The 21,183-nt window shown below is 41.5% G+C and carries 26 protein-coding genes and 1 tRNA gene; 17 read left to right on the top strand and 10 right to left on the bottom strand.

What is annotated here, in order from left to right; translation table 11 throughout:
* The first annotated feature begins 26 nt into the window (after window positions 1–26).
* Together V7P40_RS02940 and glmU are read left to right on the top strand one after the other, a co-directional pair.
* Complete coding sequence (locus V7P40_RS02940; protein ID WP_333784481.1) at window positions 27–1,079, top strand: glycosyltransferase; 1,053 nt, start codon at window positions 27–29, stop codon at window positions 1,077–1,079.
* A gap of 33 nt (window positions 1,080–1,112) precedes the next feature.
* Window positions 1,113–2,501: a bifunctional UDP-N-acetylglucosamine diphosphorylase/glucosamine-1-phosphate N-acetyltransferase GlmU gene (glmU, locus tag V7P40_RS02935; RefSeq protein WP_333784480.1), complete on the top strand. Its 1,389-nt coding sequence runs from the start codon at window positions 1,113–1,115 to the stop codon at window positions 2,499–2,501.
* Between the two features lie 2 nt (window positions 2,502–2,503).
* Here the strand turns inward: glmU and V7P40_RS02930 are convergent.
* Window positions 2,504–2,577, bottom strand: a tRNA-Lys gene (locus tag V7P40_RS02930).
* Between the two features lie 50 nt (window positions 2,578–2,627).
* On the opposite strand from V7P40_RS02930, the gene truA reads away from it, so the two are divergent.
* The 3 genes from truA to V7P40_RS02915 are packed head-to-tail and all read left to right on the top strand — an operon-like array spanning window position 2,628 to window position 3,969.
* Complete coding sequence (gene truA, locus V7P40_RS02925; RefSeq protein WP_333784479.1) at window positions 2,628–3,338, top strand: tRNA pseudouridine(38-40) synthase TruA; 711 nt, start codon at window positions 2,628–2,630, stop codon at window positions 3,336–3,338.
* The gene (locus V7P40_RS02920) at window positions 3,335–3,745 is read left to right on the top strand and encodes a hypothetical protein (protein ID WP_333784478.1); all 411 of its coding nucleotides are present in this window, start codon (window positions 3,335–3,337) and stop codon (window positions 3,743–3,745) included. Before truA ends, V7P40_RS02920 begins: the two co-directional genes overlap by 4 nt.
* Window positions 3,742–3,969: a YdcH family protein gene (locus tag V7P40_RS02915; RefSeq protein ID WP_333784477.1), complete on the top strand. Its 228-nt coding sequence runs from the start codon at window positions 3,742–3,744 to the stop codon at window positions 3,967–3,969. Before V7P40_RS02920 ends, V7P40_RS02915 begins: the two co-directional genes overlap by 4 nt.
* Here the strand turns inward: V7P40_RS02915 and V7P40_RS02910 are convergent.
* Both V7P40_RS02910 and V7P40_RS02905 read right to left on the bottom strand, forming a co-directional pair.
* Window positions 3,966–4,694, bottom strand: coding sequence for an SDR family oxidoreductase (locus V7P40_RS02910; protein ID WP_333784476.1), 729 nt, complete (start codon window positions 4,692–4,694; stop codon window positions 3,966–3,968). The genes V7P40_RS02915 and V7P40_RS02910 overlap by 4 nt on opposite strands.
* Before the next feature lie 11 nt (window positions 4,695–4,705).
* A complete protein-coding gene (locus V7P40_RS02905; protein ID WP_333784475.1) occupies window positions 4,706–4,918 on the bottom strand; it encodes a DUF2892 domain-containing protein in 213 nt (70 codons plus the stop codon).
* A 113-nt stretch (window positions 4,919–5,031) separates the two neighbouring features.
* Here V7P40_RS02905 and V7P40_RS02900 point away from each other — a divergent pair, with 113 nt between their 5' ends.
* From V7P40_RS02900 to V7P40_RS02885, 4 genes are read left to right on the top strand one after another with little or no spacing between them, the layout of a single operon-like run.
* Window positions 5,032–5,790, top strand: a complete 759-nt coding sequence (locus V7P40_RS02900; RefSeq protein WP_333784474.1) for a polysaccharide deacetylase family protein — start codon at window positions 5,032–5,034, stop codon at window positions 5,788–5,790.
* A complete protein-coding gene (locus V7P40_RS02895) occupies window positions 5,705–7,933 on the top strand; it encodes a glycosyltransferase (RefSeq protein ID WP_333784473.1) in 2,229 nt (742 codons plus the stop codon). The genes V7P40_RS02900 and V7P40_RS02895 overlap by 86 nt, the downstream gene beginning before the upstream one ends.
* Window positions 7,930–9,051, top strand: a complete 1,122-nt coding sequence (locus tag V7P40_RS02890; protein ID WP_333784472.1) for a glycosyltransferase — start codon at window positions 7,930–7,932, stop codon at window positions 9,049–9,051. The genes V7P40_RS02895 and V7P40_RS02890 overlap by 4 nt, the downstream gene beginning before the upstream one ends.
* Before the next feature lie 4 nt (window positions 9,052–9,055).
* Window positions 9,056–9,235: a hypothetical protein gene (locus V7P40_RS02885; RefSeq protein ID WP_333784471.1), complete on the top strand. Its 180-nt coding sequence runs from the start codon at window positions 9,056–9,058 to the stop codon at window positions 9,233–9,235.
* Here V7P40_RS02885 and V7P40_RS02880 read toward each other — a convergent pair.
* Entirely contained in the window at window positions 9,203–9,691 is a 489-nt protein-coding gene (locus tag V7P40_RS02880) for a CDP-alcohol phosphatidyltransferase family protein (protein ID WP_333784470.1), read from the bottom strand. The genes V7P40_RS02885 and V7P40_RS02880 overlap by 33 nt on opposite strands.
* A 155-nt stretch (window positions 9,692–9,846) precedes the next feature.
* Here V7P40_RS02880 and groES point away from each other — a divergent pair, with 155 nt between their 5' ends.
* Both groES and groL read left to right on the top strand, forming a co-directional pair.
* Window positions 9,847–10,140, top strand: coding sequence for a co-chaperone GroES (gene groES / locus V7P40_RS02875; protein ID WP_333784469.1), 294 nt, complete (start codon window positions 9,847–9,849; stop codon window positions 10,138–10,140).
* Window positions 10,141–10,163: 23 nt separating this feature from the next.
* Window positions 10,164–11,804 carry a chaperonin GroEL gene (groL, locus tag V7P40_RS02870; protein ID WP_333784468.1) on the top strand — a complete coding sequence of 547 codons (1,641 nt, stop codon included), beginning with the start codon at window positions 10,164–10,166 and terminating at the stop codon, window positions 11,802–11,804.
* A gap of 15 nt (window positions 11,805–11,819) precedes the next feature.
* Here groL and V7P40_RS02865 read toward each other — a convergent pair whose 3' ends face one another.
* The 3 genes from V7P40_RS02865 to hpt form a co-directional block, all read right to left on the bottom strand.
* On the bottom strand, window positions 11,820–12,158 hold the full coding sequence (locus V7P40_RS02865) for a hypothetical protein (protein WP_333784467.1): 339 nt from the start codon (window positions 12,156–12,158) through the stop codon (window positions 11,820–11,822).
* Between the two features lie 80 nt (window positions 12,159–12,238).
* On the bottom strand, window positions 12,239–12,637 hold the full coding sequence (locus tag V7P40_RS02860) for a hypothetical protein (protein WP_333784466.1): 399 nt from the start codon (window positions 12,635–12,637) through the stop codon (window positions 12,239–12,241).
* Complete coding sequence (gene hpt / locus V7P40_RS02855; RefSeq protein WP_333784465.1) at window positions 12,624–13,148, bottom strand: hypoxanthine phosphoribosyltransferase; 525 nt, start codon at window positions 13,146–13,148, stop codon at window positions 12,624–12,626. Before hpt ends, V7P40_RS02860 begins: the two co-directional genes overlap by 14 nt.
* A 21-nt stretch (window positions 13,149–13,169) precedes the next feature.
* Between hpt and V7P40_RS02850 the strand changes: the two genes are divergently transcribed.
* From V7P40_RS02850 to V7P40_RS02835, 4 genes are read left to right on the top strand one after another with little or no spacing between them, the layout of a single operon-like run.
* Window positions 13,170–14,693, top strand: a complete 1,524-nt coding sequence (locus tag V7P40_RS02850) for a DNA recombination protein RecN (protein WP_333784464.1) — start codon at window positions 13,170–13,172, stop codon at window positions 14,691–14,693.
* Window positions 14,686–15,360, top strand: a complete 675-nt coding sequence (locus V7P40_RS02845; protein WP_333784463.1) for an N-glycosylase/DNA lyase — start codon at window positions 14,686–14,688, stop codon at window positions 15,358–15,360. Before V7P40_RS02850 ends, V7P40_RS02845 begins: the two co-directional genes overlap by 8 nt.
* A gap of 8 nt (window positions 15,361–15,368) precedes the next feature.
* Window positions 15,369–15,950, top strand: a complete 582-nt coding sequence (plsY, locus tag V7P40_RS02840; RefSeq protein WP_333784462.1) for a glycerol-3-phosphate 1-O-acyltransferase PlsY — start codon at window positions 15,369–15,371, stop codon at window positions 15,948–15,950.
* Complete coding sequence (locus V7P40_RS02835) at window positions 15,947–17,383, top strand: glycosyltransferase family 39 protein (RefSeq protein ID WP_333784461.1); 1,437 nt, start codon at window positions 15,947–15,949, stop codon at window positions 17,381–17,383. The genes plsY and V7P40_RS02835 overlap by 4 nt, the downstream gene beginning before the upstream one ends.
* A 50-nt stretch (window positions 17,384–17,433) precedes the next feature.
* Here V7P40_RS02835 and V7P40_RS02830 read toward each other — a convergent pair whose 3' ends face one another.
* A complete protein-coding gene (locus V7P40_RS02830) occupies window positions 17,434–17,601 on the bottom strand; it encodes a hypothetical protein (RefSeq protein WP_333784460.1) in 168 nt (55 codons plus the stop codon).
* A gap of 197 nt (window positions 17,602–17,798) precedes the next feature.
* Here V7P40_RS02830 and V7P40_RS02825 point away from each other — a divergent pair, with 197 nt between their 5' ends.
* The gene (locus V7P40_RS02825) at window positions 17,799–18,212 is read left to right on the top strand and encodes a hypothetical protein (RefSeq protein WP_333784459.1); all 414 of its coding nucleotides are present in this window, start codon (window positions 17,799–17,801) and stop codon (window positions 18,210–18,212) included.
* On the opposite strand, the gene recG is transcribed toward V7P40_RS02825, so the two are convergent.
* Window positions 18,200–20,554, bottom strand: a complete 2,355-nt coding sequence (recG, locus tag V7P40_RS02820; protein WP_333784458.1) for an ATP-dependent DNA helicase RecG — start codon at window positions 20,552–20,554, stop codon at window positions 18,200–18,202. The genes V7P40_RS02825 and recG overlap by 13 nt on opposite strands.
* Before the next feature lie 49 nt (window positions 20,555–20,603).
* Between recG and V7P40_RS02815 the strand changes: the two genes are divergently transcribed.
* Window positions 20,604–20,888 carry a flagellar biosynthesis anti-sigma factor FlgM gene (locus V7P40_RS02815; protein ID WP_333784457.1) on the top strand — a complete coding sequence of 95 codons (285 nt, stop codon included), beginning with the start codon at window positions 20,604–20,606 and terminating at the stop codon, window positions 20,886–20,888.
* 26 nt (window positions 20,889–20,914) lie between these two features.
* Here V7P40_RS02815 and V7P40_RS02810 read toward each other — a convergent pair whose 3' ends face one another.
* Window positions 20,915–21,160 carry a hypothetical protein gene (locus tag V7P40_RS02810; RefSeq protein ID WP_333784456.1) on the bottom strand — a complete coding sequence of 82 codons (246 nt, stop codon included), beginning with the start codon at window positions 21,158–21,160 and terminating at the stop codon, window positions 20,915–20,917.
* Window positions 21,161–21,183 lie beyond the last annotated feature (23 nt).

The following is a 21,183-nucleotide window of genomic DNA, read 5'->3' as shown; positions in this document are numbered from 1 at the left end:
AAATAAAACTTTAAAATTTACTAAGAGTGAAGTATCTAATAGCAGCTTTTTTGACTAGCTTTATAGTTAGCTATTTTTTTGTAGTTTTCAAGCATGGGCTTTTTGTTGACAAACAAGAGGGTGTCCAAAAGTTTCATCGGGATCCAACTCCTAGGATAGGCGGGGTAGCTTTGTTTGTATCCCTTTTTCTAACCGGTTCATTGATGAAACTCTTTGGAAAGCCCTTTGGAAAGGAGTTTTTAGTTATCTGTATGATTTCTTTACCTGTTTTTACCGCCGGACTTTTGGAAGATATAACTAAAAGGGTAAGTCCGAAGATAAGATTACTTTTTGCCTTTCTCTCCGGTATTTTAGCAGTGGTGTTTCTGTCCGCCAGGATAGAAAGAATAGATATACCTTGTTTTGACCACATTTTGACTTACAGTGCCTTTTCTTTGTTCTTTACAGCTTTTGCCTTGGCAGGTATGGCAAACGCTATGAACATAATAGACGGATTTAATGGTCTGGCCGGGGGTGTGGCAATAATTATATTTTTCTCATACGCTTATGTGAGCTTTGTTTTGCAGGATGAATTTTTACTTTACTTTAGCCTTGTCATGGCATCCGCTATTTTTGGTTTTTTCCTTCTTAACTTTCCCTTTGGCAAGATCTTCTTAGGAGACGGTGGAAGTTATTTTATAGGCTTTTTGGCGGGTTTGGTGGGTGTGCTTCTGGTAAAGCGGCATCCCGAAGTTTCTCCATGGTTTGTGCTTATGCTTCTGGCTTATCCGGTATTTGAGACAATATTTTCCATCTATAGAAGAAAGTTTTTAAGAGAACTCAGCCCATTTGATCCAGATGCTATTCATTTGCATACGCTAATTTACAGAAGAATCATCAGAAAAAAATACAAAACGACCCCTCATGTTATAAGGAATTCCCTTACTTCTCCCTACCTCTGGGGCTTTCAGATAATGGCATCCATCCCCGCCCTTCTTTTTTGGAAAAATACAGCTATTTTAATTTTATCTTTCTTAGCTTTCTGCCTTTTCTATATTCGGTTTTATTTCAAGATTGTCAGGTTTAAACTAAGCCGCTAACAAAGGAGAGATAGAAGGTTATAATAATTCCTCATGAGAGCTTTAATACTTGCAGCAGGTTTAGGAACCAGGTTTAGGAGTGAAAAGGCGAAGGTATTGCACACCATAATGAATAAGCCTATGGTCTGGTATGTTTATCAGATAGTTAGAGAACTTAACATAAGAGATATAGCGGTAGTGGTAGGACATCAGGCCGAGGAAGTTAAGAAAGTCTTTGAAGAAAAAGAAAATGTGTTGTTTTTTTATCAGAAAAATCCTAAGGGGGGGACGGCGGATGCGGTTATCTCGGCTATAGATTTTTGGAGAGACTATCAGGATTACCTTCTTGTAATCAACGGAGACACGCCACTGGTAAAAACTCAAACTATAAAAAACATGCAAAGATACATACATCTGGTAGAAGAATATGAAAATGTAAAACTAAGCGCTCTTATTCTTTCCAGTTTCCTTCCAGATCCGACTGGATACGGAAGGATAGTAAAGGATGACCAGGGTAATGTGATAAAAATCGTGGAAGAAAAGGATGCATCTTTTGAAGAAAAGCAGATAAAGGAAATAAACGGGGGAGTCTATCTTTTTTATAGCCCACACTTGCTGAGCGTTATTTTTTCATTAAAACCAAGTCCAGCGAGCGGGGAGCTTTATTTAACTGAAGCTATAAATCTAATGAGTAAAAGGGGGTACATAGTCAGAAGCTTTATGGCGGAAGAGCAAGTGGAGGTTATGGGTGTTAATAACCGTTGGGAGCTTGCCATAGCAGAAAATGTAATAAGGCTGAGAATACTGGAAAAGTTAGCAAAGGAGGGCAATACTATCCATCAGCCGGAAACAGTTTGGATAGAGCCAGACGCAAAGCTAGAAAGCGACGTGGAGATAGAACCGGGGGTTGCCATAATAGGAAACAGCAGGATAGGAAAAGGAGTCCGAGTAGGAAGGGGAAGTATTATACAAAATTCTACTCTTGAAGAGGGTGTAATAGTGGAGCCATACAGTATAGTAAGAGATTCGCACGTAAAAAGTAGGGCGGTGGTGGGTCCCTTTGCACACATAAGAAACCAATCAGTTATAGGTGAAGAGTCCCACATAGGGAATTTTGTAGAAGTCAAAGCATCAAACATAGGGAATCATGTGAATGCTAAGCATCTTGCTTACATAGGCGATGCAACCATTGGAAATCGCACCAACGTGGGTGCGGGTGTGGTATTTGCTAATTACGATGGAAAAAGAAAACACCAAAGCTACGTGGGAGAAAACGTCTTTATAGGTAGCAATTCTCTAATAATAGCCCCCATACAGCTTGGTAGCTATTCCTACATAGCAGGTGGTTCAGTAATAAACAAAAACGTAGAGGAAGGGGATTTAGCCATAGCAAGACCTAGAGTAAGAATAATGAAGGGTAAAGGTAAAGAGAAGCTCACTTAAAGTGAGCCGGGAGGGATTTGAACCCTCGACCCACGGATTAAAAGTCCGTTGCTCTACCAGGCTGAGCTACCGGCTCTAATATGCTTTTATTATATATTGATTCTTTAAAAAATGCACAACTATTGTTTGTTGCTTTGCTTTGTAGGGACTAACTTTCACGGTTGGCAAGTGCAACCTAACCTGAGGACTGTGCAGGGAACTTTGAGCGATGCTTTGGGTATGCTTTTTGGAGAAAAGGTAAAGTTGATAGGTTGCTGCAGAACGGATGCGGGAGTACATGCAAAGGAATATATAGCTAACTTCAGAAGCTCTAAATTTTTTCCCATAGACAATCTTTTGAAAGCCCTCAACTCAATCTTGCCAGAGGATATAGGTATCAAAAAGGTTTGGCTTGAAGATCTAAGCTTTAACGCCAGGTATTCGGTAGCTGGTAAGCTTTACACCTACAGAGTTTTTCCTTCTCTTGCAAGGGATCCTTTTTTGGAACCTTTCGTGTGGCGCATTCCTTATAGTCTGGATATAGAGAGTATGAAAAGAGGCGCAGAGCTTTTTCTCGGAAATTACAACTTTTCAGGCTTTGCCAAGCTTGACGAAGAAGAGCATGATCCCTTTGTAGAGATTGAGGAGTGCAAAATAGAAGAAAAAGATAGAATAATAGAAATAAGCGTGAGAGCAAAAAGGTTCTTAAGATATATGGTAAGGCGCATGGCGGGGTGTTTGATATACTTAGGCATGGGTAAGCTAACTGTGGATGAAATAAAGGAATTTTTAAGTGGCAAGAAATGTCCTTACACTGCCAAGGCAAAGGGACTAACTTTGGAGAGAGTTTTTCTATGAAGGAACTTTTTTACATAAGAGTGAGACAATTTTTTAAAGCCTTCTTAGGTTTAGTAACTCTAATATTTGTTGCATGTTTACCTTTATACCCATACTTTAGACTACCACTTCATATAAACATGGTCTTGGGTAGTATGCTTATAACTTTGACTTTGAGTGTTTTTTTAGTTATCTTGGCGCTGATTCTAAGAAAAAGACTTTTTCCCATCCATACCCAAAAGGAAAAGTATTGGAGTCAAAAAGCCATACGCAGATACTTTTGGCTCTACGTCTTGGTTACTCTTCCCTTCTTCTTTAGTTTTATCGTATACATTATCTTTGCCCCCCTGTCTGTGCTGATTCTTGGCTATTTTCTATCCATTTTTGGTTTAATATTATTAAGACCAAGAAAGGAGGACATTCTATGACCAGAGAAGAGATAGTGCAAAAACTTCTTCAAGAAGATAGAGAGTTTAGGTATCATTACGAAAAACACGAGGAGCTTGACAAGCAGATAGATAAGTTGGAAAAACACCATCCTATGACCCACGACTTGGAGATGGAAATAGAAAAGCTAAAAAAGGAAAGGCTGTTGCACAAGGACATAATTGAGTTAAAAATTCAGCAGTTTTTAAACAGTCAAAAAGTTTAACTGCATTCGCCCGATATGTGCCTCCCGCTGTCTAAGTTGATTATCTCTCCAGTCATACTTTCCACTTTGAGCAAAAACTTGGTTAGCGCCACCACGTCCTCTATGGAAACTTCTCTTTTTAGTGGCGTTTTGTCTATGTAGCTGTTCCATCTTTCTTGGGAAAAATCTGGAGGCTTTAGGGTTGGACCTAAGGCTATGGCATTTACCAATATGTAAGGGGCAAGCTCCTTTGCAAGGACTTTTACGCAAGTGTGTAAGGCACCTTTTGAGATAAAGTAAGCACTGTAGTTTTTGTAGGGTGTGGTGTTTGTTGCCCAATCTCCAAAGGCTATTATTCTTCCCTTTATGGATTGCTCGTTTCTAAGCATATAAGGAGCACATTCTTTGGATACGAATAAAAAAGCCTCCGCTATGGGTAGAAAGTGTTTTTTCACGTCTTCTTCAGTTATGCTCTCAAGTGGTGTGGGAAAGTAAGGACTTGCAAGATGAATAAAGGCATCTATCCTTCCAAAAACATCAAAAGTTTTTTGAACTATAGCTTTATAAGAATCCCTTTCGGAAAGGTCGGCTTTTATTCCTGAAACTTCTCCGTACTCTTTTAATCTTTCTACTTCCTTCTCTGAAGAAAGATAAACTACCGCCAAGGACCAACCGTCCTGTAAGAGCTCTTTGGCTACATAAAAACCTATCCGCCTTACTCCAGTTATTATTCCAACTTTTCTCACAAAGGACTATTTTAGCAATTACACTCCTTTATTCCCAGTTTTCTGTATACGCTAACCACAGGGCACCAATTGGTAAAAGCCGATTGAATCTGATTGACAGCCATAAAGGCTATAAAAGCTTTCCAAAACCAGTGTATGTCCGAACCGACTATAGCCACAAGCCAGACAAACAGAAGAACAACTCCAGAAGTAAGCCTTAAAGCTCTGTCCATTGTAAGCGTCATATCTTACCTCCTCCAGCTTATTAATATATTCTAATAATTTAATACGCAACTATAACTTTTTCAATCCATCTTAACAGTTTCTTAACCTTGCAAACATATTATTAAGCTACAAGATGAGATATGCAATAGTAGAGCTACACGATGTATCTCCATTCCACAAAGAGGAAGTTTATAACGCAATAGAGTTCTTGGAAAAGCTACACGTTGAAAAATTCTCACTGCTTCTTATCCCCAACTTTAGAGGAGAGTATGCCATAAACAGGTATGCCCCTTTTGTGAGTTTTATAGAGAAAACTAAACAAGAAATCATAATGCACGGTTATACGCATACGGGCAAGAAAAGGCTGCAACATCTTCTTTACACTTACGGAGAGGGAGAGTTTGGGGAAGGGGACCTTGAAGAAACCTATCTAAAATTGGAAAAAGCTTTGGAGATATTCCAAGCGATGCGGTTGGATACGAAGGTATTTGTGCCACCCGCTTGGATAGGAAACCCTTGGCTTGATGACTTGCTGTATTCCTTTGGCTTTTTAGGGGTAGGCTACAGAGGAAAGATAAAGGATTTACAGAGCGGAGAAGAGATTAAATCTCCCGTATTGACCTTCAGCAACAGGTATGGACTCTCTTACATTAGCATTAAAACTGTGCCCATTCTCTTTAAGCTCCTTGATAGGTATCCTTTCCTAAGACTTGCGTTGCACACTGCCGATTTCAAAGACAAAAGAAAAGTAGCCTTATGGAGGTTAATTATCAATCAAATAAAAAAAGAAAGGAGGTTAATAAGCTATGGGGAATTACTTAGCAAAGGCAGACCTTCACCTTCATTCCAAGGCGTCCAACCTACCGGGGGGTTGGTTCAGTCAGCTAATTAATTGTCCTGAGAGCTTTACAGAACCGCAGGAGATATACAAAAGGCTAAAAGAAAGGGGAATGACATACATCACCATAACGGACCACAACACCATAGACGGTGTTTTGGAAATAGCACACCTGCCGGAGGTTTTCATAAGCTGTGAATACACAGTTTTTTTCCCAGAGGAAAAGGCAAAGGTCCATGTGCTCGTTTATGGAATAGACGAGAAAATACACCAGGACCTGATAAAGCTAAGGGAAAATGTTTATGAGTTTGTGAAATATCTAAAAGAAAAAGACATAGCCCACTCTTTGGCCCATCCTTTATACTCTGTTCAGGACACAAGGATAACAAAAAGCCTGGTGGAGAAGTTTGTCCTCTTGTTTGACAACTGGGAGATAATCAACGGCACAAGAGGAGAAGGTTTAAGGATTGTTGAAGAAAAAATTGCCAGACTATATGACGGGTGGGAAAAAATAAGACAGCTGGAAGAGAGGTATAACATTCAGTCTCTGAGAAGCAGAGAACATATAACCTTTACTGCTGGCTCCGATGACCACGGTGGTTTGGATTTAGGTAGAACTTGGACTGAAGCAAAGGCAAGCTCAAAGGAAGAGTTTCTAAAAGCTATAAAGGAGGGTCATACTTCCGTAGGAACGGAGGAGCTGGGATACGAAAGGGTGCTAAATATGGTTGGTAGAATTGCTTACGACTACTTAAGCAGGCGCAACACAATACCCAAGCACGTGAAACCGTTCCTTGATTTTGTCTTCATGCATTCAGACAACTTTTTCAGCGAGCTTTTTGTTAGGAACCTCTTTGGAACCAATGCCCCCAGACATTACATATTCAAAGAGATAATAAACAAGCTACCCTTCATGAGCTTAGAAAGGCTCATAAGGGAGTTTTCCCTTACGCATCTCGGCGAGACGATACTATCCTTTATACTGCACTCCCTTCCTTTGGTTATACTCAGCCAACAAAAGAAGGAAGAGGACAACGCAAAAAGGATAGCTATGAACCTTGGATTGAACAACGGAAAACCTATGAGGTTAGCATACATAACTGACACATACTTTGACATCAACGGGGTAGCCAGAAGCTCAAAGATCGTAAGATACTTGGCAAGCACATACAACCTCCCCGTGGATGTTATAGCGGTGGGCAACAAACAAGATAGAGAAGATAACCTGGTGCTACTAACACCTATGACGGAGTTTTCCACACCCTTTTATGAGGAGTTTAAGCTAAGAGTGCCTTCCCTTGTGGAGCTTTTGGATGTGCTAAAAGGATACAGCCACATCCACGTGGCTACTCCTGGACCTTTAGGTATTATGTCCATTCTTGTAGCCAAGCTTCTTAACCTACCTCTGTCCTTTGCCTTCCACACGGATGTGCCCTCTTACGCTTACAAATACACCAACAGTTCAGATCTAAAGGATTGGCTTTACAAAGCACTTGTCTTCATCTGCCATCTGGCTGACAGGGTTTTTGTTCCTTCGGAAACTTATCTAAAAACATTAGTAGAGAAAGGCGTTTCAGCAAACAAGATAAAAGTATTCAAAAGGGGCGTGGATACAGAGCTTTTTAGCCCTTCCTACAGAGAGAAAGACTTTTTCCAAAAGAACTTTGGCATCCCAACGAAGGGTAATGTGGTGTTGTATGTGGGCAGGGTTTCAAAGGAGAAAAACTTGGACACCTTCCTTTACTGTGCAAAAGTCTTTCCGGAGGATACCTTTATAGTAGTAGGGGATGGTCCCTACAGGAAGGATTTGGAAGAGCGCAAACCCAAGAATACTTACTTTGTAGGCTATCTTACAGGACTGTCTTTGGCAAAGGCATATGCGAGCGCGGATGTGTTTCTTTTCCCCTCAGAGACGGAAACTTACGGGCAAGTTGTGCTAGAAGCTATGGCTTCGGGCTTGCCGGTGATAGTTAGCTCAAAGGGAGCATCCCACGAGCACGTGCAGGAGGGTATAAACGGCTTTATAGCAAACTCACCAGAGGATTTTGCAGAAAAGCTAAACAGGATCTTGGGCAATCCATACCTGAGAGAGTTTATGAGTAAAGAAGCCCTTTCTTATGCCAGGTCAATGGACCTAAAAGAGTCTTATTTGAACTACATTGATAGCATAATGTCCCTTTCCGGAGTAAAGGCATGAAGATAATGGATATTACTCCCTATTATCACAGCTACAGTGGGGGCATAAGGACATACATAGACAAAAAGGTAGAGTGGATCTTTGAAAAGGAATGGGAACACGTGGTAGTTATACCAGGCAAGGCCTATAAAAAGTATCAAGTGAAAAGAACAACTTTCTACGAGCTTCCTTCTTTTCCTCTAATTGGTGGATACAGGTTTTTTAGGAGTTTGGAAAATATAGAAGAGGTGATAAGACTGGAAAAGCCAGACCTTTTGGAGTTTTCTGGGACCTACCTTCCCATACCATTTTTTAAGAAAAAAGGAATACCCATAAGCGTGTTCTATCACGCGGATGCAAAAAGAGAGCTTTCTCTTCTTCCAGCTCCAAGAAAGCTATGGGAGGGTCTCTTTAAATTGATTGTAGATAAGTGCCTAAGGGTTGCAGAGTTCATACTCGTGCCTTCCTTAAAATACAAGAGGGAATTAGAAAGCTTTGGTTTAGAAAACGTCCATTACGTGCCCTTAGGTGTGGATACTCAGACCTTCCACCCGAGCAAAAGGGATGATCAGTTTAGACACTCCTTTGGCATTCAAGATAATAAGCTTTTACTCCTATACGTGGGAAGGCTTAGTCCAGAAAAAGGCATAAACACACTTATAAAATTACTGAAAGGTTTGGACCCATCCATGTTTCACATGCTAATAGTAGGCAAAGGTCCTCTGGAATTCCTCGTGAAAGCACATCAGAGAAAACTTTCAAACCTGACTTACATGCCATACATAAACTCCAAAGAGCAGTTGGCTAAGGTCTATGCAAGCGGAGATATATTCGTAAGCGCAAGCATGTTTGAGACCTTTGGTTTAGCCTTTCTGGAAGCTCAGTCAAGCGGATTACCCGTCTGCGCCTTTGACTTAGACTTGGAGACCCAAATAATGAAAGAGACCCTTGCACCTAATGGAGACGTGGACAGCTTAGCAGAGAGTGTTTATAAAGCATCCGAGCTCATAAGGCACAATAACTACCTTAGGGACTACTTGCACAAAAAGGTTAAGGAGAGCTTTAGTTGGGAAATAACCTTTAAGTCCCTTTCAAAGGCATACGAAAGTGAAGGTTTAATATTAAGCGTTGGGAGGTAAAGCTATGAGGAAAATAACAGTAAAAGATAGAAAAGTAGCAGAAAAATTGGAGAACAGGCTTATAAAAAGGGGTTTGGTGGTAGCTGTCTGTGGAAAAGAGGAGAAGTCTCCGGTGATAAATAAAGCCCACGTGCTGATAGAGATAAAGGAATCAGAGTCTAAGGAACCTAAGGGTATAGTCTAAGGCGGAAACGTAGGCAAGGAATACTGCAAGCCAAAGGAAAGACTGGCTTATCGGGTTTGATAGTGCAAGTAGGATCAAAGTTATAAACTCAACGGCTGTTTTGGACTTGCCAACATACGAAGCGGGCATGGAGTAGCCCTTTTCCACAGAAAGACTCCTCAAAAAGGATATGTATAGCTCTCTTATGAGCAAAAGCACAAAGGCGTATGGAGAAACTTCCTGAAGGTATAAGTAGGCAGAAAGACAAGACAGAACAAAGACCTTATCCACGAAAGGATCTAATAAGACACCCAACCTATTAACCTCTTTCCTTCTTCTGGCAATACCCCCATCCAGCCAGTCGCTCACCGCCCCTATCAAAATGGTAAGTAAGGCTAATGTGCTATACTCATTTAGGACTGCATAAACCGCCAGGAAGGTAAGGAGGAATCTGAAAAAGGTTATATAGTTGGCCATAATTGGGATTAAAAGTATAACACTTTTTAAGCTATATGTATCAATAGCATAAAATATGAGTGATTTATACTAAATTTTTTAGCAATACCTCTTGACAAAAAGGTGGATTGTTAATATAATATTTTTAAGAAAAACTTCAGAAGGAGGTGGTAGGCATGGCTAAGTTAAGACCACTATATGACAAAATAGTGGTTAAGCGTCAGGAAGAACAAGAGCAGAGGACTGCCTCTGGGATAATAATCCCAGATACCGCTAAAGAAAAGCCACAGATCGGTGAAGTGGTGGCAGTGGGAGAGGGTAAGCTTTTGAACAACGGTCAAATAGTTTCTCCAAAAGTAAAGGTGGGAGACAAGGTAATCTTTAACAAGTATGCAGGCACAGAAGTGGAGCTGGACGGAGAAAAATATTTAATCATGTCTGAGGACGAAGTCCTCGCCATTATTGAATAAAAACCCTTTAAGGAGGTGAAACCATGGCAGCAAAGAAAGTTGTTTATGGAGAAGAAGCAAGGGCCAAACTAAAGGCTGGAGTTGATAAGCTTGCCAATGCAGTGAAAGTTACCCTTGGACCCAAGGGAAGAGAGGTCATCATAGAGAAAAAGTGGGGAAGCCCCTTAGTTACCAAAGACGGTGTAACAGTGGCCAAAGAAATAGAGCTGAAAGATCCATATGAAAACATGGGTGCTCAGCTTGTAAAAGAGGTAGCCTCCAAGACCGCTGACGTAGCAGGAGACGGAACTACCACTGCCACTGTTTTGGCACAGGCAATATTCACAGAAGGTCTAAAAGCCATAGCCTCTGGAGCAAATCCAATGGACATAAAGAGGGGTATTGACAAGGCGGTGGAAGTGGTAGTTGAAGAGATAAAGAAGATGTCCATACCTGTATCCGGTAGAAAAGAAATAGAGCAAGTAGCAACCGTATCTGCTAATAACGATCCTGCTATAGGTAAGATCATAGCTGATGCAATGGAAGCGGTTGGAAAGGAAGGGGTTATAACCGTGGAAGAATCAAAGACCGCGGAAACAATCTTGGAAACAGTTCAGGGTATGCAGTTTGACAGAGGATATCTATCTCCGTACTTCATAACCAATCCAGATAAAATGGAAGCGGTGTTAGAAGATCCTTTCATACTCATCTACGAAAAGAAGATCTCCAACGTAAAAGATCTACTACCAGTTCTTGAACAGGTGGTAAGGGCTGGAAAGCCAATACTCATAATAGCGGAGGATGTAGAAGCAGAAGCCTTAGCTACCTTAGTGGTAAACCACATTAAGGGAGTAATAAGGGCATGCGCAGTCAAAGCGCCAGGTTTTGGACAAAGAAGAAAAGATTACCTACAAGACATAGCCATACTCACCGGTGGAACTGCCATAACCGAAGAGCTAGGTATTAAGCTTGAAAGTGTAACACTTGATATGCTCGGAAGGGCAGACAAAGTAGTAGTAGATAAGGACAATACTACCATAATAGGTGGTAAAGGTTCCAAAGAAGCTATTAACGCCAGAATAGAACAGATAAGAAAGCAGATAGTGGAAACCACATCGGACTACGATAGGGAAAAGCTTCAAGAGAGATTGGCTAAACTGTCCGGTGGAGTAGCCATAATAAGGGTAGGTGCTGCCACAGAGGCAGAAATGAAGGAGAAGAAGGCAAGAGTTGAAGACGCAGTGCATGCTACAAAGGCAGCGGTAGAAGAGGGAATAGTGCCAGGTGGTGGTGTGGCTCTGGTGAGAGGTTCCGAAGCGTTGGAAAACATACAGTTGGAGAACCCTGATCAGCAAATAGGAGTGGATATTGTAAAGAGAGCCTGCAGAGTTCCTCTCAGGCAAATAGCAGGGAATGCTGGATTTGAGGGATACGTCGTGTTAGAGAAGGTTATTGCTTTAGGCAAAGAAAAGGGTAAGAATTACGGATTTGACGCAGCAGTTGGAGAATACAAAGATATGGTAGAGGCAGGAATTATAGACCCAACAAAGGTGGTAAGGACAGCTCTTATAAACGCCGCATCTGCCGCAAGCGTTATGCTAACTGCAGAGGCCTTGGTTGCCGAAATACCAGAGGAAAAGAAAGAAAAAGTCCCAACTTCACCGGAAATGCCCGAGCTTGACTAAAAAAACAAAGCCCCTTTACGGGGCTTTTTTTATTTCTCCTTTTTTCCTCGCCATTATTTGGGATACTTCCGCAGCTTTTTGAGGGTCCATAGCAGAAAGTATGGCGGCAGCCTGTTGTTCCCTCAGTCTTAGAAGGATCTCGGCGGCCAAATTGGGGTTCATGTTGTTCATTATAGCTCCAGCCTCATCGGAATCCGCCCTGTTGAATATGGCCACCAACTTTTGAAAATCTGGAGGCATTTCTTCCTTCTTAGGTTCAACTTGCCTTAGCTCCTCCAGTTTCTTTCTTTCCTGCTCTAATTTCCTCAACTTCTCCTCCAACTCTTTTGTCACCAGCTTTAACTCATTCTCCACTTTGCTTTCTTTTCGTTCTTTTATCTTTTTCTGGATCGCACTCTGCCCAACTGTAAGAGTAGGAATTAAAAGTAGAAAGATTAGGAATTTTTTATCAGATGGAAGAATTTTGATCTAAGCATCTCAACAGAGCTTTCTTTTCGCCGCAATTCATATTTTAACCTATGCTTTACCACCTCCACGCCCTTTATTTCTCTATATATAGATTTTAACTCTTCTTGCTTGCGAGCTTTTTGCTGATTGAGTATGGTCAAATCTTTCTCCAAATTCTTCCTTCTCTCCAACAGACTCCTAAACTCTACAAGCCTTTCAAAGGAAAAATCAGCTTTTATACTCTGGTTCAACTCATCCATCTTTATCTCAATGGCTTTGATCTCAGCTTCAAGGGCACTGATCTGCCTGTCAATCTCCTCTATTTCTTTTGCCTTCCTTTTTTTCTCCCAGTCTTCGACTTTGAGGATACCTTTAATCCACCGCATACAAACTCCTCAAACCTCTTCCTTCTTCATCCCAATCTAAACCATAGCCTACCAAGAATTTGTTTGGAACTTCAAAACCTACGTAATCTATCTTAATATTTACCCTTCTTCTTTCCTTTTTGTCTAACAGCACGCACACCTTTAGCACGGATGGGTTTTTCCTTTTTACAAACTCCACTACTTCCTTTAGGGTCCAGCCAGTGTCAAGTATATCATCCACTAATAAGACCTTTTCCCCCTGTATGTCCATGGTAATGTCCTGAATTATCCTCACGCTTCCAGAAGACTCTTGCGAAGAGCTGTAGCTTGACACCCACATGAAATCCACTTTTACGGGAACGGAAAATTCCCTTATAAGGTCTGCGGTAAAAACAAAAGAGCCTTTCAGCAAAGACACTACAATAAAGCCCTGTCCCATATCCTCTTCTATTTGCTTTGCCAAAGCTCTCACTCTCTCTTTTATCTTCTCCTCTGGTATGACCAGGCTAATAGGCTTTCCTTTTATGTGCATGGGTTTAATTTTATCATTCTGATGTTAATCAGGCTCAGCATAGAGAAGTTTTTTCTCATAGAGGAGCAGGAGCTAAACTTTGACCCGGGCCTTAACGTGATAACTGGAGAGACGGGAACGGGCAAGTCTATGACAGTATCCACCCTCCTGTTCCTTTTAGGACAGCAGGGGGATTATCCAGAAGGAACTGCGGTAGAGCTGGAACTATCCATAGACGGTGAGGAGTATGTAATAAGAAGGGAGATAAAGAATCGCAGAAGCAGGTTTTATCTGAACGGAATAGGAAGCACGCAGAAAACAGTCAAAGAGATTATCTCCAAAGCCCTAATCTTTCAAGGGCAAGACGATAGGCTAAAGATACTGAGGAAGGACTTTCAAAGGGATGTGTTTGACAAAACAGTAGGATGCTACTCTACGAGAAAGAGCTTTGAGGAGCTATACCAAAAGTTGGAGGAGGTAAGCAAAAAGATAGACTACCTTTTGGGCTTAGAAAGAGAAATAAAAATTAGGGTAATAGAAGAAGAGCTAAAAGAGATTGAGAAGGTTGGATGGTCTGAAGAAGAGTATATTGATGCCTACAAAACCGTAGAAAGGTACGCAGAAGTGGAGAAGAAAAATAAACTTTCTTCAGAAGGCGTAGCTCAAATAGACAGTTTGCTTATACCATCCGTTAAAAACCTTGCAAAATTGCTTGGAGAACTTGGTTTAGAACAGGAAAAACAGGGTGTTCTTAGAATGCAGGAGGAGCTATTTAACGTAAGAAGACGCCTTTTGGATATATACGAAAACATAGACCCAGATTACATAAACCAACTCAACGAGAGGATATTCTTAGTCCAGAGGTTGGAAAGAAAATATGGTAGGAAATACGGCGAGGTTCTCAAGATTGCCCAGGAGCTCAGAGAAGAGTTGGAAAGACTAAGAAGTATTGAAACAGATCTGGAGAGCTTGCAAAGTCTGAGGGAAAGCTTACATCGTGAACTGAGATCCTTGGGAGAAGAGCTGAGCACGAAAAGGAGGCAGGGTAAAGAAAGATTTGTAAATCTTGTATTGGGACACCTGAAAGACTTGGGGTTGGAGGGAGCGCTCTTTGATGTGTTCTTTGAAAAGCAGGAGGGTAGGTTTGGACATGAAGACATAAGGTTCGTCTTTTCTTCTTACGGTGGAGAGCTTAGGGACTTAGCACAGGTAGCCTCTGGGGGTGAGATATCAAGAATAGCCTTAAGCCTCTTTTTACTATCGCCAGTGGCAGAAACTTACCTGTTGGATGAGATAGACGTGGGAGTAAGTGGGCAGACCTCTGTAAAAGTGGCCAAGTTCCTAAAAAGACTCTCCTCCAAGATGCAAGTCATTGTCATAACCCACTCTCCCGCCTTAGCTTCAGCTGCAGATAAGCACTTTAAAACCTATAGAGAAGGGAGCAGGGTCTTTATAGAAGAATTAAAAGAGGATAGACTGGAGGAAATTGCAAGGCTAATGGGTATTGTAAACAGCCAAACTATAAATGGAGCCATGGAGTTAATCAGAGAGGTTAGCAATGTTTGAAGAGATCCTTTTGGCAAAAAAAGAGGTAGAGCCTTTTGTAAAAAGGCGATTGGAGGAGTTTAAGAAGCTTGGAGATTCTGGGAAAACCACCTTTGACTTTAGGCCCTTTTTGGATGTACAGTACGAGGCGGACCTTTTTTCGGAGCTTTGCTTTTGCATACTAACCGCCAACTCCTCAGCAGTTCTTGGCATAAAAGCTCAAAAACAGATAGGCATGGAAGGCTTTAAAAAGATGAGTTTAGAGGAGCTAACAGAGGCGCTCTCTTCCATAGGACACCGCTTTGCAAGACAGAGGGCAGAAAGGATAGTAAAGGCAAGGGATAACTTTGACAAAACCTTGGAGCTTTTAAAGGGCGGTGGGGACCCTTCTAACCTTAGAGACCTGCTAAGCGATACTTGTTCAAAGTACAAAGTGGAAGGTTTTGGGATGAAAGAAGCTTCCCATTTTCTAAGAAACATAGGCTACGATAACCTGTCCATAGTGGATAGGCACATATTTAGGTTTTTGAAGGAAAAAGGACTGATCCCAGACTACAAAACTATGACCAGAAAGATATACCTTCAGGCGGAAAAGGCATTGAAGGAAGTAGGGGAGAAGTTGGGTGTTAGCATGGCAGAGCTTGACCTTTACATATTCTACTTGAAAACCAGAAAGGTGTTAAAGTAATAAAAGCGATGGATAGCGTACTGCTTATACTGTTTGCTTATCTGCTTGGGTCGGTCCTTTTTGGAGAGCTTATAGCAAGGAAAAAGGGCATAGACCTTAGGTCCGTAGGTAGCGGAAACGTAGGTGCTACAAACGTAAGTAGGGCCTTAGGGAAGAAATACGGCGTGCTCGTGTTCTTTCTTGACTTTCTAAAAGGGCTTTTTCCGGTGGTCCTGTCCAGGATTTACTTTGGTCTTGAAAGCTGGACTACCGTCTTTGTGGGCTTGGCTGCTTTCCTTGGACATCTGTATCCCTTTTTCCACAACTTCAGGGGAGGCAAGGGTGTGGCCACTGCCTTCGGTGTACTGCTCGCTATCTCACCAACCATAGCTTTATTTTCCCTCTTGGTTTGGCTTTTGTTGTTTAAGTTAAAAGGATACGTCTCCCTGGCCTCCTTAGGTGCTACAGGCTTTGCCTTTATCCTTTCATTGATAATGCTGAACTTTAAGCTTATTTTGATGGTTTCTTTTATAACCCTGCTAATCCTATACAAGCACCGGGATAACATAAAAAGGCTTTTAGAGGGCACAGAGCTTGGCTTTAGGAGATGAAGTTTGTTCTTCTGTTTAACTTTGTTCTATTGATCTTTCGCGTGTTTTATGTTCTTTATTATCCCCTTGACCTGACGCCGGAGGAAGCCCAATATTGGGATTGGTCAAGGCATCTGGACCTTAGCTATTACTCCAAACCTCCCATGGTAGCATACCTAAACTATCTTAGCTCTTCCATCCTTGGACATACAGAGCTGGCGGTCAGGATAGTTCCCATAACTTTTTCCTTTTTGTTGTCCATTCTTACCTACTTTTTTTCTAAAAGGTTCTTCAACGAGAGAGTAGCTATAATCTCTGCCACGCTTCCCCAAATATCGGTTGGCTTTTCTATAAACTCCATCCTTATGACCACGGATGCACCACTTTTATTCTTTTGGTCTCTTAGCTTGATTGCCCTTTGGCTTTCCCTTGAGTATGAAAAAACCATTTACTGGTTCTTACTTGGCTTTTTTGCAGGATTGGCCTTTTTGAGCAAATACTCCGCAGTCTTTTTACTTCCTTTGGCCCTTCTTTACATATTTTTCTACAAAAGGCAAGTCCTAAAAGAAGTAAAGCCTTACCTTAGCCTCGCAGTGGCATTTTTGATGAGTTTGCCCGTTCTTTATTGGAATTACAAGCACCACTTTGTCTCTTTCAAGCACGTTTCTACGCTTGCTACCAAGAACTCATCAATGATAAATATAAACAGCCTTTTAGAGTTCTTGGGAGGCCAGCTTCTTTTGGTTTCTGTATTACCCTTCTTTTTTATAGTTAAAGGTTGGCTTTTCGGCTGGAAGGACAAAGCTTTGAGCTTTTTGGCCCTAACTTCTATGCCTATCTTTCTTTTCTTTTTTGCGATGTCAATTAAAAAGCCCGTAGAAGCAAACTGGTCTGGTTTTGCTTACTTTTCGGGCTTTTTGATAGCCAGTTACTACCTCTCCAAAAGCAAGTTTTTATATCCCACATACCTTCTTAGCTTTTGCCTTTTTATTCTACTGCACTTTAGCCCCATCCTTGACAGGATGGGACTGAGCAAGCTTATACCACCGCAGAAGGACCCAGCAAAGGTAGGTATAGGATGGGAAGCCTTAGGCAAGGAAGTTAGCAAGATTTACAGAGGGGATGAGATAGTTATAAGCCCCTTATATCAGATATCCGCAGAGCTTGCCTTTTACGTGAAGGGAAATCCAAGGACCTATTGCTTAAACTTAGGAAGGCGGATGAACCAGTATGACCTTTGGCGGGATGGAATGAAAAATTACTTAGGAAAGGACGGTATATACGTTAGCTACCTTCCCATAGACCAGAGGGTGCTAAAGGGCTTTAGTGGTATAATAGAGCATAGGGTTTTGCCCATATACTGGAGGGGAGAAAAGATAAAAGATTTTTACATATACAAGCTCAGAAACTACAACGGTAATATAGAGGAGGAGAGCATGTTTCGGAGTTATTAGAGTTCTTCTTTCGGTCTATATTTTAGGTTTTCTTTACTATCATCTCACTCCTATCTCATACTTTCATCAAATAAACTACTCTCCTTACAAACCTGTGCCATCGCCCTACGAAAAACCTTGCAAGGTAGTTCTTGGGGTAAAAACTGCGTTGGATGGAGGAATAGGCCAGCCCAGTCGCTTAGAAAGGCAATTAGAGAAAAGGTCCCTATCCTACTCATTGGGTCATTCCATGGATTACTCTGAACGCTTAAGGTGGTGGAAAATCCCTGAGGGATACGGATACAAAGATATCGGTTTTTTTAAGCTTTTCCTTTACGTTCTCTTTGAGTATCTCCCCAAAAAACTCACCTTTGGTGTCCCAGGCGATTATTAAGGTCTGCTAAATCCAAAAACATGCAAACCCGTACTTTCCAACATGCCCGTCTTCATCTCCACCACCGTAGGTGAATTTCCGAGCTACTCCTTCATTTTGGGAAAAAGGTGGAACCTTGCCTATCCAAGCTGTGAGAACATGGAGAGCTTTATTCCAGTGGTAGATGGGGATGTAAATTTGATAGTTTATAGCCCTCCTGATCTTTATCCTCCCAGTAGCATTAACCTTAAGGAAGGGACCTTGAGCGTAAGCACTAAAAGAAAGCAAACTTTAATAAAAGTCTTCAAGGACGGAAAGCTTTGGGGGGCCTATGACCAGTCTTCATTGACTTTGCAACTAAAAGAGAGTGGCAGTTATGAGGTAAGAATTTATTACTACAAAACAAAGATCTATAACCTGTATTTTGGGCTAAGGTTTGGATCCTGCGCCTCAGACATAAACATTCAGGCTATGTAGGAAAGGTCTATCTTGTTGGAGTATCTGTATAGCAAAACACTTTTTAGCTCCTGGTGCTCTTTTAGCTCGGGGTCCTTCCTTAGGATCTCTTCTGCATCTTGTTTGCAAAGTTCAAGAAAGTGCCTGTCCCTTTCCCTTTGAATGTTTGCAATCAAAAAGCCAAAGTATCCCGATTGGGACTCACCAAGTAGCTCCCCTGGACCTCTTAGCTTTAGGTCCTCTTCCGCTATTTTAAATCCATCGTTGGTTTGCACCAAAACCTTTAACCTTCTCAAACTCTCCTGGTCCTGACGTATGCTGTCTGGAACTACTAAAAGGCAATAAGACTGTAGGTCGGACCTACCCACCCTACCCCTCAGTTGGTGTAGCTGAGAAAGTCCAAACCTGTGAGCGGACTCTATAACCATAACAGTGGCATTTGGCACATCCACACCCACCTCTACTACCGTAGTGGAGACCAGTATATCTCCATCGCTCTTGAACTCTTCCATTACCCTTTTCTTTTCTTCGTCCTTTAGCCTACCGTGGAGTAAAAGCACCTTTCTTCCTGGAAAGAGAGAAAGCCATTTTTTGTGCTCCTCAACTGCAGACTTTAGCTCCAGCTTTTCCGAAGGGTCTATGAGTGGGTAGATAACGTAAGCTTTGTGCCCTTTTTCAATTTCTACCTTTACCGCCTTTACAACCTTTTCAAACTCAGACTCAAAAAACAGTCTGGTTATAACAGGCTTTCTGCCGTAAGGCATCTGGTCTATGATGGATATGTCTAAGTCTCCATAAAGTGAGAGGGCTAAGGTTCTTGGTATGGGCGTGGCGGACATTACCAAAAAGTGGGGGAACAAATTTTTTGATTTTTCAAGAAGGAGTTTTCTTTGCATAACTCCAAACCTGTGCTGTTCGTCTACCAATGCAAAGGCTAAGCTTTTAAATTCCACCTTTTCCTGTATTAGGGCATGGGTGCCTATAACTACGTGTATGTTCCCTTCCCTTACATGACGCAGTAAGCTCCTCTTCTGTGAAGGACTTACAGAAGAAGTAAGGAGACCTACTTTAACACCAAGAGGCTCCAAGAGTTTCTTGAAGTTTTCGTAATGCTGATAAGCCAGTATTTCCGTAGGAACCATCACCGCAGACTGGTGGCCCTCTTTGAAGAACATGTAGCACACAGCCATAGCAACGACCGTTTTACCACTGCCCACATCTCCCTGAAGTAACCTGTTCATAGGTCTTTCTATCTTTACGTCCCTTATTATGTCCTCAAGCACCCTTGCCTGAGCCTGAGTTAGCTTGAAGGGCAAGGCGTTTAAAAACTCTTTCAAACTCTCTTCTGGAAAGTTAAGCTTTACAGCACGTAGGGACTTTATGTCTAACTTCTTTATCTGAAGTGCTAACTGGAAAAGGAGAAGGTCTTCGTAGATAAGTCTGTGGTGGGCTGGCGTGTCAAAGGCATTTAACCTATCGCTAAACTGGCTTGGGTTGTGTAAAAAGTAGAGACTTTCCGGTAGCTTTGGCAGTTGGTGTTTTTCCAAAAGCTCCTTGGGCAAATACTCTGGCAGATATTTTATGTACTCCGAAAGTTTTTGCATAGCCTGTCTGACTTTTCTGTGTCTTGTCCTTGCAGAAAGACTCTGAGAATCTTTTGTCCTTATGTTGTAAAATGGGAGTATCCTTCCAGCTTCTTCTTCCTTTATTATCTCTGGATGCACCATGTATTTTTCCTGTTTGTACTCCATAAGCTTTCCAAAAACTATCAGCTCCATTCCCTTTTTGAACCTGAATAAAACCTCCTTGTTTTTAAACTTATACTTCAAGGTCAAATAGCCCGTCCCGTCCTCGCACCTCACAGTTATGGGATAGTTTTCCAAAGGGTCATAATTAGCATCCACTACCTTGACCTTTAGGGCTACGGCTTTGCCTGGAATGGCAGTCTTTATGCAGGTATTTAACCTTCTGTCTTCGTACCTTACTGGAACAAACCAAAAGGCGGAAAAAAGGTCTTCTATGCCCAAAGACTTTAAAAGTTTTTTTTCTTTTGGATCCAAGGCTTTTAGCGTGTCTATCTCTACGAAGAACTTCTCTAAGGGCTTTTTGGGATAGTGGTCAAAGTTTATTTGGAGCTCAGCATCCTCTTCCTTCAGAGCTTGCTCTATTTGATCCAGTATAGCTATCTTTTTAGGAAGGGGCATGGCGTCAAACCTCTTTAAAAGCTCCAGGTGAGCCTGAGAGAGTTTGTCCTTCAGAAGGTTAAAAAGATACAAACCAACTCCAAAACTCCTCCTAAGCTTAAGGTGGTTGTTCTGCTTGAGCTCTTCTATAAACTTTTTAGCCTTCTCTAAGTTCTCCATGCCCATTGATTAAAATTCGGACAAAAAATACGATAATATATTAAAAGCCATGATTAACAGAGTAAATTTGCAAAAATTTATAGACGGGGTCCTAAACCAAGAGAAGACGACCAGCGAAAAGTCTTCAGTGCAAGAAGGGACAAAAGAAGCTCAGGCAGAAGGGGTTAAGGTTGAGCTGTCTGAGGTAGCAAGGAATAGGGAGAAAAGGGACCTGTCCGAATTGGAAAAGAAGGTCTCTGAAATAAGGTCCAGTTTGGAAAGAAACGAGTACAAGGTGGATGCGGAAAAGATCTTTGAAGGTCTCACTAAATTTCTGAGCATTTCTGATAAGTAAAACTCTAAGATTTATCGTCCTTTATACTACTTAGTATGAGCTTTGCCATACCTATCCCACCGCTTTGGGCTAAGTGTCTGCTTAAGTTTTCCAAGAATTAGGTCATAATACATCTGATGTTGAAAACCTTTCCCTTTAATCAGAGGTTTGAACCCTTCCTTTAGTAGCTCTTTAATCAACATGCTTTCAAATTCTTGAGCCAGTTTTTTCTTGTCTTTGGTGTAATCCTGAAGGTAGTTAAGGGATGGCGTAAGGTAAATTTTCCCTTCCATTAAGGAAAATTTTAATCTAATTT

The sequence above is a fragment of the Thermocrinis sp. genome, assembly GCF_036781485.1.
Classification (GTDB): Bacteria; Aquificota; Aquificia; order Aquificales; family Aquificaceae; genus Thermocrinis.
The sequence above is the reverse complement of the archived record's forward strand: the minus strand, read 5'-3'. Positions and strand labels throughout refer to the sequence as shown.